At 44.3% G+C, this 12748-nt stretch carries 8 protein-coding genes; 4 read left to right on the forward strand and 4 right to left on the reverse strand.

What is annotated here, in order from left to right:
* The first annotated feature begins 26 nt into the window (after positions 1 to 26).
* A complete protein-coding gene (locus ACFFRD_RS10780) occupies positions 27 to 2672 on the forward strand; it encodes a cation-translocating P-type ATPase (RefSeq protein WP_392481447.1) in 2646 nt (881 codons plus the stop codon).
* 305 nt (positions 2673 to 2977) lie between these two features.
* Here ACFFRD_RS10780 and ACFFRD_RS10785 read toward each other — a convergent pair whose 3' ends face one another.
* Positions 2978 to 5260 (reverse strand): glycogen debranching N-terminal domain-containing protein, encoded by a 2283-nt coding sequence (locus ACFFRD_RS10785; RefSeq protein WP_392481449.1) that lies wholly within the window; start codon positions 5258 to 5260, stop codon positions 2978 to 2980.
* Positions 5261 to 6091: 831 nt separating this feature from the next.
* Here ACFFRD_RS10785 and ACFFRD_RS10790 point away from each other — a divergent pair.
* Positions 6092 to 8101 (forward strand): DICT sensory domain-containing protein, encoded by a 2010-nt coding sequence (locus ACFFRD_RS10790; protein ID WP_392481450.1) that lies wholly within the window; start codon positions 6092 to 6094, stop codon positions 8099 to 8101.
* A gap of 24 nt (positions 8102 to 8125) precedes the next feature.
* On the opposite strand, the gene ACFFRD_RS10795 is transcribed toward ACFFRD_RS10790, so the two are convergent.
* The gene (locus ACFFRD_RS10795) at positions 8126 to 8362 is read right to left on the reverse strand and encodes a hypothetical protein (protein WP_392481451.1); all 237 of its coding nucleotides are present in this window, start codon (positions 8360 to 8362) and stop codon (positions 8126 to 8128) included.
* A 188-nt stretch (positions 8363 to 8550) separates the two neighbouring features.
* Here ACFFRD_RS10795 and ACFFRD_RS10800 point away from each other — a divergent pair, with 188 nt between their 5' ends.
* A complete protein-coding gene (locus tag ACFFRD_RS10800) occupies positions 8551 to 8973 on the forward strand; it encodes a photosystem I reaction center subunit II PsaD (protein ID WP_190934458.1) in 423 nt (140 codons plus the stop codon).
* Positions 8974 to 9126: 153 nt separating this feature from the next.
* Complete coding sequence (gene trpE / locus ACFFRD_RS10805) at positions 9127 to 10653, forward strand: anthranilate synthase component I (protein WP_392481452.1); 1527 nt, start codon at positions 9127 to 9129, stop codon at positions 10651 to 10653.
* Between the two features lie 857 nt (positions 10654 to 11510).
* Here trpE and ACFFRD_RS10810 read toward each other — a convergent pair.
* Positions 11511 to 11750 carry a hypothetical protein gene (locus tag ACFFRD_RS10810; RefSeq protein WP_114081525.1) on the reverse strand — a complete coding sequence of 80 codons (240 nt, stop codon included), beginning with the start codon at positions 11748 to 11750 and terminating at the stop codon, positions 11511 to 11513.
* Positions 11751 to 11814: 64 nt separating this feature from the next.
* Positions 11815 to 12027 carry a high light inducible protein gene (locus ACFFRD_RS10815; protein WP_392481453.1) on the reverse strand — a complete coding sequence of 71 codons (213 nt, stop codon included), beginning with the start codon at positions 12025 to 12027 and terminating at the stop codon, positions 11815 to 11817.
* Positions 12028 to 12748: the final 721 nt, after the last annotated feature.

A 12748-nucleotide genomic window follows, 5' to 3' on the forward strand; every position in this document is an offset into this window, starting at 1 on the left:
TATGTCTCATAGGAAAAAGCAGAATTATGGTTTCGACCGTCGATCTCAATACCGTGGTTGGTTTATCTGAGCAAGAGGCGATCGCTCGGCTTAAACAGGATGGCTACAATGAACTTTCCTCGGCTCGCTCTCGCAGTATTTTATCCTTCGCTTGGGAAACCGTTCAAGATCCGATCTTTCTCTTGCTGGTCGGCGGCGGGATCATTTATTGGATTTTAGGCGACTTACAAGAAGCCCTGATTTTGCTGGGTTTCGTCTTCTTCATCACAGGAATCAGCCTTTACCAGGAAGGTAAAACCGAACACGCCCTAGAAGCCTTGCGTGATCTCTCCAGTCCTCGCGCCTTGGTAATTCGGGATGGACAGCAAAAACGGATTGCGGGGCGAGAAGTCGTTCGAGAAGATATCTTAGTGCTAGCAGAAGGCGATCGCGTGCCTGCTGATGCAATCATACTCTCCTGTACAAATCTCTCAACTGATGAATCGTTATTAACCGGGGAATCACTACCTGTTCGCAAAGTTGCCGCCGCCGGTACCGTGGAAATGGCGCGTCCGGGGGGAGATGAGTTGCCCTTTGTATATTCTGGAACCTTGGTAGTTCAGGGACAGGGAATTGCTAAAGTCCAAGCGGTGGGCGCTCAAACAGAGATGGGCAAGATTGGCAACGCTTTGCAAAAAGTCAAGCCGGAACCGACTCCCCTACAACAAGAAATGACTCGGTTGGTAAGCCGTCTGTTTGGCATCGCTTTATTATTGTGTGTGGCGATCGTTGTCATTTATGGAATCACGCGAGGAGATTGGCTCAAAGGATTTCTCGCAGGTATTACCCTAGCGATGGCAATTTTGCCAAACGAATTTCCGGTTGTCGTGACAATTTTTTTAGCCTTGGGAGCATGGCGAATTTCTCAGAAACACGTCTTAGCTCGTCGCGCTTCCGCCGTTGAAACCTTGGGTTCAGCAACGGTTTTGTGCGTGGATAAAACCGGGACACTGACGCTGAATCAGATGGCAGTACAACAGCTATTTGCATACAACCATGCAGAAAATCCTCACCCATATAATTTGGAATTGCATTTACGAGAGTCTCTCCCCGAAACGGTTCATGAATTAGTCGAGTTCTGCATTTTGGCGAGTCAGAGAGATCCCTTTGATCCAATGGAGAAAGCGTTTAAGGAATTGGGCGATCGCTATCTGGCACATACTGAACATCTGCATGACGATTGGATACTGTTACGAGAATATCCCCTCTCACCGCATCTATTGGCAATGTCTCACGTTTGGCAGTCCGCCGATGGTAAGCAGTATGAAATTGGAGCGAAAGGAGCGCCCGAAGCGATCGCGGATCTCTGTCATTTCACACCCCAACAGCAGAAAATTATGGCAGCCCAAATCAGTGAAATGGCCAATCAAGGCTTGCGTGTGTTAGGCGTTGCCAAAGCGTCTCTTCTTGATGCGCCACCGCCATTTTTACCGCCTCATCCGTCCCTCAATCCCGATCATTTACCCGATGAGCAACATGACTTTCCTTTTCAATTTCTCGGATTGGTAGGACTGTCTGATCCAGTGCGTCCAAACGTTGCGGCGGCAATTCAAGAATGTTATACCGCAGGTATTCGAGTTGTGATGATTACGGGTGATTATCCCGGAACTGCTCAAACTATTGCTCGTCAGATTGGATTGATGCAAATGGGAGCCATTCTGACGGGAGCGGAATTGGATCTTATGAGTGACGCTGAACTCGAACAACGTATTCAAAGTACAAATATCTTTGCACGAGCCGTTCCCGAACAAAAATTGCGCTTAGTTAATGCTTTGAAAGCCAAGGGTGAAGTCGTCGCCATGACTGGGGATGGTGTGAATGATGCTCCGGCTCTCAAATCTGCCCAAATCGGGATTGCGATGGGACAGCGAGGCACAGATGTTGCCCGTGAGTCGGCGGCGTTAGTGTTATTGGATGATGATTTTTCGTCCATTGTGCAAGCGGTGAAACTGGGACGGCGAATTTTTGATAATCTCCGTAAAGCAATGGCATATCTGCTAGCGATTCACATCCCGATCGCTGGGATGTCTTTGATTCCAGTGTTGTTTAAGCTGCCGTTAGTATTACTTCCCGTTCACGTTGCCTTTCTGCATTTGATTATTGATCCAGCTTGCTCGATCGTTTTAGAAGCCGAACCCGCAGAAGCAACGGTGATGCAGCGTCCTCCCCGCAACCCCAAAGAACCCTTATTTGGCAGGAAAACTTTGGGTTTGGCAGTGCTGCAAGGGGTGGGAATTTTGGTAATTACTCTTGCCATCTTTGTGGTGGCGCTATATCGCCGACAAGGTGAACTTGATGCCCGTGCCTTAACGTTTACGACGTTGATTTTGGCAAATTTATTCCTAATTTTGAGTGAAAGTTCTTCATCACGCCTCAGTCTAAAAATCCTGAAATCTCCCAATAATGCTCTCTGGTGGGTGGTTGGTGGGGGACTGGTTTTTCTGGCGTTCGTGCTGTATGTTCCGTTCTTACGTCAATTGTTTAGCTTTTCTTTTTTACATTCCATCGACCTAGCAATTTGTTTAGGGGGTGGGGCGATCGCTCTGCTTTGGTTTGAACAGTTAAAGTTCATCAATCGACCCCAACGAGTTATTCAATCTAAATCAATAAAACCTATCCAAGAAAATCTATAAATGATTTACTTTTCTTATACTATCAATACGGTTCGGTTAACATTTTAATCTTTTGAAGATCCCCCAAACTCCCCTTAATAAGGAGGTCGCCGCAGACGGGGGGATCTTAACCGAACCGTATTGCCAATACTGTGGGTGATGCTAAAGCTTATTAGGCAGTATTTCAATGGCAATTAGAACGGTTTCTCAGTTTATCGAAAATAGCCAAGATAAATGTGAAGTTCAACGAGCGATGTCTACGACGGGCTACGCCTACGCACCAATCATAAAATAGGGAGTAGATCGTTTACCACTCCCTACTCGCTCTATGCTTCGATAACTACCCTCAAATTGCCTCGTTTTTTCGCAACACGGCAAGCAGTCGTAGTACCAGAACGCTCGAATTCTAAATCGAGAATGGTGGGGCCGACTCGCAAATTGTGAAATGACAGGCGATTAATCGATTCTGGCAAAGCGGGGTCGATTATTCGCAAGCAGTTATTTTGAGCATCAGGCACCAAGTTGACCATCATTTGCAGCAGTTGGAAGATACTACCAGTCGCCCAAGCTTGGGGAGTGCAAGCAACTGGATACTGCACAGGGGCATTATCACCATTCCGTTCGTAGCCGCAGAAGAGTTCTGGAGGACGTTCATAAGGCTGCTGACTGGTCATATCGAATAAACCTTGGAAAAGTTCTAAGGCTTGATCGATTAGACCCAGCGATCGCAATCCCATTGCAATCAGAGCGTTATCATGGGGCCAAACCGAACCAATGTGATAACCCATTGGATTGTAAGCGGGTGATAAACTACTCAGGGTACGAATGCCCCAACCATTAAACATATCTGGTGCCCGCAACCGTTCTGCTACACTGTAGGCTCTTTCGTGGGTGAAAAGACCCAAATGCAGACAATGACCAGGGTTTGAGGTAATACTGTCTACAGGTTTACCATCTCCATCCAAAGCCAAGGCGCAGAAATCCTGGTCTTCTACCCAAAAATCTCGATTAAAACGAAGCTTGAGACTTCTAGCCTCTTCTAGCCAACGATCTGCCAAATCAAGGCGCTTTTTCATCTTCGCTATTTCTGCTAGGCGCATTTTTGCAGCATAGACATAAGCTTGCACCTCACAAAGGGCAATTGGGCCGTTAGCTAATTCTCCCTTATGGTTGACAATGCAGTCACCAGAGTCTTTCCAACCTTGGTTAGCAAGACCGCGTTTAGATTTACGGTAGTAGCTGAGGTAACTGGTTTGTTTGGTATTGCGATCGATCCAGTCCATTGCTGCTAAAGCATTTGGCCAAAGTAACTCTAGGAGTTCTTGGTCGTGAGTCCAAGCATAATGTTCGGCATACAGCATTAGCCATAGGGGAGTCGCATCAACTGTACCGTAGTATGGCGTGTGAGGAATTTCTTGACAACGAGCCATTTCTCCCAAACGTAACTCGTGCAAAATCTTACCCGGTTCTTCTTCGCGCCATTCGTCGTCGATTTTGCCTTGGTATGTCGCCAGTAATATTAGGGTTTCTTTGGCGATTTGCGAGTTTAACATCAGGGTTTGGGAAGCTGTAATCAGCGAATCCCGCCCAAATAGTGTAGAAAACCACGGTACTCCAGCCGAAACTGTCTTATGCTTTCCAAAAGACTGGCGCAACAAATACATATCTTGCTCGGCCCGCTCAATCACTCGATTGAAAGTGCTTTTATCTGAGCTAATGCGAGTAATTTGCTGTACCCAGTGTTGCTCCTCCATCAACTCAGCAGCTTTCGCCTGTCCTAAAGTGATGGCGGCGCTTACGGTTGAACTAGATTGGTTGTTTTTCAACATATTCACCCGATAACCCAGCTTTTGGGTTTCGTGAGAAGCCAACTCTAGCTGCCAAACCGCAGTGTAGCCTTTGAAAGAGTCTGGTTGACGATGCTGGAATAAAATCCGAGATTCCATCACCGAACCATCCAAACCTTGATAGGCGAGTGTTAAGGATTCTTCCCTAAAAGTTGATGGGTCTTTAGGTACTGGTGAAACGCCATCGACGATTCCTTCTCCAGTCGTGGGTTCTAGTAGACGTAAAAGCCTACCGCGTTTTTCTCTGTCATAACCCCGGACTTCAAATAAATCAACAAAATCTGCATCGAAGCTGATACTTAGTTCAAAATTGACAGTTGTTGTGCTGTAGTTAGATACTTCTATTTCTTCAAATAGAGCGCCATTGAGTACTATTTCTCGCCGAATCCCGATAGTTTCGGCTTTTAGGCGTTCGTCAATTCTGGGGTTGGTACACAAAACTGAGAGTGAGAACCCTTTTTCGGCAGTACTACTGAGAAGTACAGGCGATCGCCCTTCAATTTGCAACTCTAAGCGATTGAGAAATCTCGTATCACAGCAAAACAGCCCCATGCTGGGATTACCCTCACTGAGGGAACAGCCAGAAATATTCCCGATAGTATCTGTAACGAAAAATAAATCATCATCTTTAACCGTCAGTGTCGGTTGTGGTCTTTCACTCACAACACAAGGCCACTCCGGGATAGGTAATTGTTCAGCAGGAATAAAAGTTTTTCCATCCAGGAAAATTTTTTCCGGGGTCATTAGCGTATCCGGTGTCATTAGCCAAAGTTCCGTGTACAGGTCGTAGATTGTTTGTGGTATTCAGAGTAGAGGTCTTTACCCCTCACAACTTGCAGAAAAAAGACTCTTTGTAAAACTTGTTTGAGCTATTCTAGCCAAAATAATTTTTACGTACTGTTGACAAAGTAGCAGTGTCCAAATCTATATAAGTATTGTATAAGTCTAAACTCAAGACTGAAAACTCAGAATTTTTAGATAAGTGCTTAGTTGTCAAACTTTCTCAAGATACAAGATATATAGTATACTCAGCAAAAATGCGAAGTTCCCAGTTCTACTGGGTAAAGCTAGCATTTATTGACTAAACTATTATACGATTTTGTTTTAAATATCTTTGGCGTTAGATTAGACAAATTTCCGATATTCAATTGATTGATTAATTTTAATCAATCATTGACTGAGTAAATTATGTGGTATGTAGCAGTAATGGTTTTTGGGTAAGAAAATTCTATTTAGTGAGTGTAAATATTATGACGGGCTACGCCAAGGCGTGGACTATCAATCAATGCTGAGTAAAGATTAGTGAATTTAACGGTTAAAACAATACAAAAATTATGTGGTTGGTACTTAGTAATGAAAGATTTTAGCTGTGCAAGCATATTTCAAAGTTAGTCAAGAATGTATATTGGGCGTAGTAGGTTGTCAATCAATAAATACAATTTGGTAACAAAATGTTGCGCCTGCTTTGGCGAAAAGTGCATTTTAGCGTTCTTTACATATTGCAACTCTCTATTTAACTTGAGAGTGCCTTGGAATTTGTACAATGCAGCTGTGACGTGGATCTTGTCGAGGTTGAGCGTTTAACAATAATTCATGAGCATTTCGACTTCTGTGCTGAGTGATCTGCTAAAGTTCCTACCATACTTGCGGCCCCAGCTATATTTTAAGGCTTCACTAACAGCGCTCTCCCATGCGATGGAAGATCAAGTTTTGGCTGCGACTTTAGCACAACCCCTTGTAATTGCTAGTTTCCAGCGAGAGCGATTCTACCGCCAAGAAGCTCATCGCTACCTGCGACTTGCCTTGCGGAGTAACCAAATATACGTATTAGCTGCTCCAGAAACGGATTTCGCCAATAGTTCGGAACACTACGAAAAGATCGCTTTTGAGCCAACGGATGGTTTAAGTCAAGAGTGGCATTTGGTAGTGATTGCTGACAATTATGCAACTTGTCTGGTTTGCCGGGAAAGTCTTGGTTCTATTGCCAAAAATAAGCAACTACCAGAACTAAGCCCTAATCTGGATATAGACACAGCGCGAAGATTTGAAGGAGTTTGGACATCGGAAAGGGGAGTTAGCCTCAAAGCAGCTGAATTGCTGTTAGACAGGATTTTAGTTTACAGACCAGAACTGGCAAGTAAAATAAACGAGGCACGTCAGAGGTTTAGCATAGGAGAGCCGCGAAGCCACTCTGGAGCAGAACAGATCAACGAATATGCTTGTGACATCGATACAGATCCCTTTGTGCAACGCTTAGTAACTTACTTGCAAGCTAGTCAGTACAAATTGCACAAAGCCTACCGTTCCATTGCTGCCCAAGCACGAAAAGAACGATTAGTCAACTCAATTAGCACAGCTATTCGGCGATCGCTCGACCCTCATGAAGTTCTCCAAGTGGCAGCACAAGAATTAGGGCAACACCTAGAAGCTTGTCGCTGTCTAATTTACCGCGCTCAAGCTACAGATAACCAAGCCATAATTGAACACGAGTTTTTGAATCCCGGTATCTTATCGGTTCGTGGGCAAACTTGGGAATTAGAGAAAAATTCCCTATTTCAGGACATCGTGCAACAAGGCGAAGGTGTTTGTATTAGCGATACGCTCAATGACCCTCGTGTTAACAATTCGCCAGGGCTTTCCTTAATTGCCAAAAAGTTTGCCATTCGTTCTTGGCTGATGGAACCAGTATTTTATCAGGGGCGGTTGTTGGGCATTGTAGAGTTGCATTACTGTGGAATGCCACCGCACGAGTGCCAACCTGGGGAGTTGGATTTGGTAGAAGCGATCGCTACCCAAGTCGGAGCAGCCCTGATTCAAGCGGAAGCCTATGCCAACCTAGAAGAACTGAACCAGCAGCTAGAAGCCCTAGACCGCACCCGCAGCAACCTTATAGCCATCACTGGACACGAACTGCGTACTCCCCTATCCACCATTCAAGTGTGTCTAGAAAGTCTTGCTAGTGAGCCGGATATGCCCTTGGAGTTGCAGCAAATTATGCTCAACACGGCTCTTTCCGACTCAGAACGGATGCGAAAATTGGTACAAGATTTCCTCACGCTTTCCAACTTGGAAAGCGGGCGAGTGCAATGGCATCCAGAATCCCTGACTTTACAAGAGTGTGTGGATTTAGCACTCAGCCGCAATCGCACGCGTTCTTCAACGGAAAAGCCGCCGCAAGTCAAAACTCAAATTGCCGAAAATCTACCTCTAGTAAGGGCTGATGGTGATTGGCTAGTAGAGGTACTGGCAAAACTCATGGACAACGCTTGTAAATTTACGCCACCCCAAGGAGAAATCACCATTAAAGCGATTTCCAACAGCCATCAAATGGTCGAGGTGACTGTGGCTGACACTGGACGCGGTATTGAACCAAATCGCTTAGAAGTAGTTTTTGACCGCTTCTATCAAGAAGAGGGAGCGCTACGCCGCACCACTGGCGGAACAGGACTTGGTTTAGCAATTTGCCGTCAAATTGTGAATGGCTGGGGCGGAGAAATTTGGGCAGAGTCAACTGGCAAAGACCAGGGTAGCCAGTTTCACTTCACCATCCCCATTGTTCAGAATAGCCGCGAGGAAAAGCGGGCAAAAGTCAAGAGTAAATAGGTATTAGTCCTTTGTCATTAGTCATTAGTCATTGGGCACTTGTACTGAGCGTATCGCTAAAGCGAAAGCTTCGCTAACGCGTAGCGTCTCGTAGAGAAGCCGTAAAGCCTGCGGCATAGCTACGCTTAGGGCGGAGCCTCTCGTAGACTTGGATTTCTCACTTGTGAGAAATCCAAGGGGTGTGGGAGGTGTGGGGAGTGTGGGGGGTAAGACTTCTTCCCCATCCTCCCACACTTCCCACACCTCCCACACTCCCCACACTCCTCTTTTCCCTCTGCCTCCACTATGCGTGAGAAATCCGGGGTAGAGAAGTATGGGGCATTGGTTTTTAACAAATGACAAAGAACAAAGGACAAATGACTAAAAACTGTTACAGTCTATAACGCGATCGCAATATGATCCTTGTTGCGGTGTTAGGATTCCCTAAAAACGTTGAGAGAATCATCTTTATGGCAGAAACACTCTCTGGACAAACCCCACTATTTGCTGGCAGCACTGGTGGCTTGCTAAAGAAAGCAGAAGTGGAAGAAAAGTACGCTATCACTTGGACTAGCCCGAAGGAGCAAGTATTTGAACTGCCTACAGGTGGTGCTGCTACTATGCGGAAAGGCGAAAACCTGCTGTATATAGCTCGGAAAGAATATGGCATCGCTTTGGGCGGTCAGCAACTTCGTAAACTCAAAATCACAGACTACAAAGTTTACCGGATTTTACCCAACGGAGAAACTACTTTACTGCACCCAGCTGATGGTGTCTTCCCCGAAAAAGTGAATGAAGGTCGTGAAAAAGTGCGTTATGTCCCACGCAGCATTGGGCAAAACCCCAATCCATCACAACTCAAATTCAGTGGTAAAGCTACCCACGACGCATAGGGACTAGGGACTGGGGAAGATGCATGAAGCAGGGAGCAGGGAGCAAGGGAGAAGAGTTTTTTCCTTTGCCCTCTGCACCCTGCGCCTCTGCGTCTTTTCAATGCCCCATGCCCAATGCCCAATGCTCCCCCATGCCCAACCTCTTAGCTATTTATGGTATTCCCCGATTTCTCTGAATTTTCTCAGCTAGCTTTACAAGGCAACTTTGTTCCGGTATATCAAGAATGGGTAGCGGACTTAGATACGCCCGTATCTGCTTGGTATAAAGTTTGTGCAGGTCAGCCCTATAGCTTTTTGTTGGAATCGATAGAAGGTGGGGAAAAACTAGGACGCTATAGTTTAGTGGGCTGCGATCCGCTTTGGGTTTTGGAAGCAAGGGGCGATCGCACCACCCAATTAAACCGCGATGGTTCGCAGGTCGTTTTTGCAGGCGACCCTTTTGCAACTTTAGCCGAATGTTTAGCACCTTATCACCCAGTCAAGTTACCACAGCTACCGCCAGGGATTGGCGGTTTATTTGGGTTTTGGGGCTATGAATTGATTAACTGGATTGAGCCGCGCGTGCCAATCTATCCGCCAGATGAGCGAAATATTCCTGATGGCTTGTGGATGCAGGTAGACCAGCTGTTGATTTTTGACCAGGTGAAGCGAAAAATTTGGGCGATCGCTTATGCTGATTTACGTGACCCCAATGTAGATTTACACGCAGCCTATCAACAAGCGTGCGATCGCGTCACCCAAATGCTCGAAAAGCTATCTCTCCCCCTATCCCCAGAAAAAACTCGGTTGGAATGGAAACCACCAGGAAGTAGGAAAGCAGAAGAGCAGAGCGGCGAAACAGATGAATACAACAGTAATTTCACCCGTCCTGATTTTTGCGCTAGCGTCCAAAAAGCCAAAAACTACATCAAAGCAGGCGATATCTTTCAAGTAGTAATTTCTCAGCGACTATCAACACCATACACAGGCGACCCCTTTGCCCTTTACCGCTCCCTACGTCAGATAAATCCTTCGCCTTACATGGCTTACTTTAACTTCCAAGATTGGCAAATCATCGGTTCCAGTCCTGAAGTGATGGTGAAAGCCGAAACTGCTCCAGATGGGGGAGTTATAGCAACGGTACGCCCCATTGCGGGGACACGTCCACGCGGTAAAACTACCCAACAAGATGCAGCATTCGCTCAAGATTTACTCGAAGATCCCAAGGAAGTTGCCGAACACGTGATGCTTGTAGATTTAGGGCGGAATGATTTGGGGCGTGTTTGTCAAAATGGTAGCGTCAAAGTTGATGAATTAATGGTAGTTGAGCGTTACTCCCATGTAATGCACATTGTCAGCAATGTTGTGGGTAAATTAGCACCCGATAAAACAGCATGGGATTTATTGAAAGCTTCCTTCCCAGCTGGGACGGTAAGCGGCGCACCCAAGATTCGCGCAATGGAAATTATTCACGAGTTAGAGTCTAGTCGGCGCGGTGTTTATTCTGGTGTGTATGGATATTACGATTTTGAAGGACAATTAAATACTGCGATCGCAATTCGCACAATGGTAGTACATGACAAGACGGTTAGCGTACAAGCTGGCGCAGGTTTAGTGGCTGATTCTGAGCCAGAAAAAGAATACGAAGAGACGTTGAATAAAGCTAGAGGTTTATTAGAAGCAATTCGTTGTTTGCGTTGAACTAGAGACTAGTAGTGACGGAAGTTTGCCTAGCTTTAACAGGTAATTGAAGTTCTGCGGCTCATAATTAAAGTCCGCTCAAGTGTTCAAGAATACAGCAGATTGCAACTTGGTGAGGTACAGATAATCGTAGGGGCAATTCATGAATTGCCCCTACCCGTGTACTTCATTTACCTGAAATACGCTGTAACTAAAATTCTTATTTAGTCATCTGAAAGAAATGCAATAGAACTCGTATTGTAATACAAGTATACTACAATATGAATTCAAATAAAAATTATATTCGTTATCAGAAAAATGGGTTTAAAACCCCGTGTTTCCAGCACGGCTTTAAAGTAATGAGTAAGGAGTGGCTGAAAAATGGGTATTTACTCATTACTTATTACTTATTACTCATTACTCCTTCTTCCCCGTGCGTACCCTTCGGGAACGCCAAGGGCGAACACGGCGGTGAGGATGTCAAGTAATGGTTTTATAGTTACTATCGCTTGCAATTAATGGCCAACTGGTTTTTATTGGTTAGTTGTAAAACCGGACTTGATATAAGCACAGTAACAGTTCGATTTGCTGTATGAGAATCTAGACCAGACTTTAACAGTTGATTGATCAATATTTTTCTATTTTGAATTACATAGGTTTTGCTTTGAACTGCAAGATGTTTGGAAACCATTTCTGCTACTTCTAAGCCCATGTATCCACAATACCGTGACAAATTAGGAAGCTTTATAAATCCAATCAACATCGAAATTTTCCCAAAGCTAAAGAGACTTTTTTAGACTTATTGAAAAGCAAAAATAAGTCTTGGTATCCAAATCCAAGACCTCCATTGAAGTTACTAAAAAAATGAACAAATTTGTTCATCCTAATTGAGTGAAATAAATCGCCCAAATCATTCCAGTTACTCCAATAGCGATTAAGAGATTAGTGAAAAATCTGCCGAATTCAATTTCTTGTCCCAGTCCCTTGTCATCTTGACCGCCAGTAAAAAACAATGACCACGCTTGATTTGCATTGATGGTCTCAAAGTTGTTGAAATCAGGTCTAAAAACGACTGTTCCAATCAAATCTTTTCTGGGGTAATCAAAATCAGTTTTCATAAGTTTGCCTCTAAATTGTTTTATTTGTCAACTGGAGAAAATTCGTAAATTTGAAGTGTCTTCTCTAAAAGCTAGTTAGCGAGCTAATCAAACCTTGTCCGGTGAAAACTTCCAACGCTATGAGTGAGATAAAACCAATCATTGCCAAACGACCATTGAGTTTTTCGGCATATTCGGTGAAGCCTGTCCGTGGGGTTTCATCAACATAAATTTTGGGTTCAATCGCAAATCTGTTGAGTTGACCGCGTTCGTTAATAGTAAAGCCTTTATTTGTCATCTTTTACTTTTTATTGTTGTCTTCTGTGAATGAATGTAACTTATTGTAAATATTTTTTGCAAGTACTTGACACAATAAAAAAGGTAGTAAGAACCGCACTAAGCAGGTCGGGTCTTTTGCAATACTTGTCGGTTAAGGGGAAAAGGGGAAGGGGAAAGGGGAAAGAAAAAACCTTTAACCTTTACCCTTTAACCTTTTCCCCAAACCCAATGCCGAGTTAAAAATGGTTAACCGAGCAGTATTGGGGTCTTTTGGATTCATGCCAAAAGATAAAAGATGTGTACGACAGCACAATAGGTTTGGTAAAAGATTGTTTGCATAACTTTGATAAGTCTAGAGACGTGTGATATCTACGACGGGCTACGCCTATGCTCTTGTGAATGAATACACACAAAAGCATTAATTGCCTTTAATGTAACTTCAGTAAAACTTATCATTTACATAAACAAAAATTATCATTTTATAGCTGAGGAAGTATTGCTTATTTGTAACGGAATTGTTATGTTTCTTTACATAAAGATACAAAAGCAAGATAAATGCGTTAAATCACTACTAACCATAGTTTTCTAAATAACTATGTAGTTACTCTCGCAATATCTTTGGTAAAGCGATGTCCACGATGGGCTACACCTATACAAAGAATGCTGAGTACCTTTATCAACAGCTAAACGCATTTCCCCTCTGTCTTTGCACATTTAATTTTCACATCCGATAGAACTGT

Source organism: Nostoc sp. C110 (genome assembly GCF_043099725.1).
Lineage (GTDB): Bacteria > Cyanobacteriota > Cyanobacteriia > Cyanobacteriales > Nostocaceae > Nostoc > Nostoc muscorum_A.

Coding starts and splice junctions, on each gene's coding strand:
- ACFFRD_RS10815 (WP_392481453.1), bottom strand. CDS start 12,027: ATGACAAATAAAGGCTTTACTATTAACGAACGCGGTCAACTCAACAGA.
- ACFFRD_RS10810 (WP_114081525.1), bottom strand. CDS start 11,750: ATGAAAACTGATTTTGATTACCCCAGAAAAGATTTGATTGGAACAGTC.
- ACFFRD_RS10800 (WP_190934458.1), top strand. CDS start 8,551: ATGGCAGAAACACTCTCTGGACAAACCCCACTATTTGCTGGCAGCACT.
- ACFFRD_RS10780 (WP_392481447.1), top strand. CDS start 27: ATGGTTTCGACCGTCGATCTCAATACCGTGGTTGGTTTATCTGAGCAA.
- ACFFRD_RS10785 (WP_392481449.1), bottom strand. CDS start 5,260: ATGACACCGGATACGCTAATGACCCCGGAAAAAATTTTCCTGGATGGA.
- trpE (WP_392481452.1), top strand. CDS start 9,127: ATGGTATTCCCCGATTTCTCTGAATTTTCTCAGCTAGCTTTACAAGGC.
- ACFFRD_RS10790 (WP_392481450.1), top strand. CDS start 6,092: ATGAGCATTTCGACTTCTGTGCTGAGTGATCTGCTAAAGTTCCTACCA.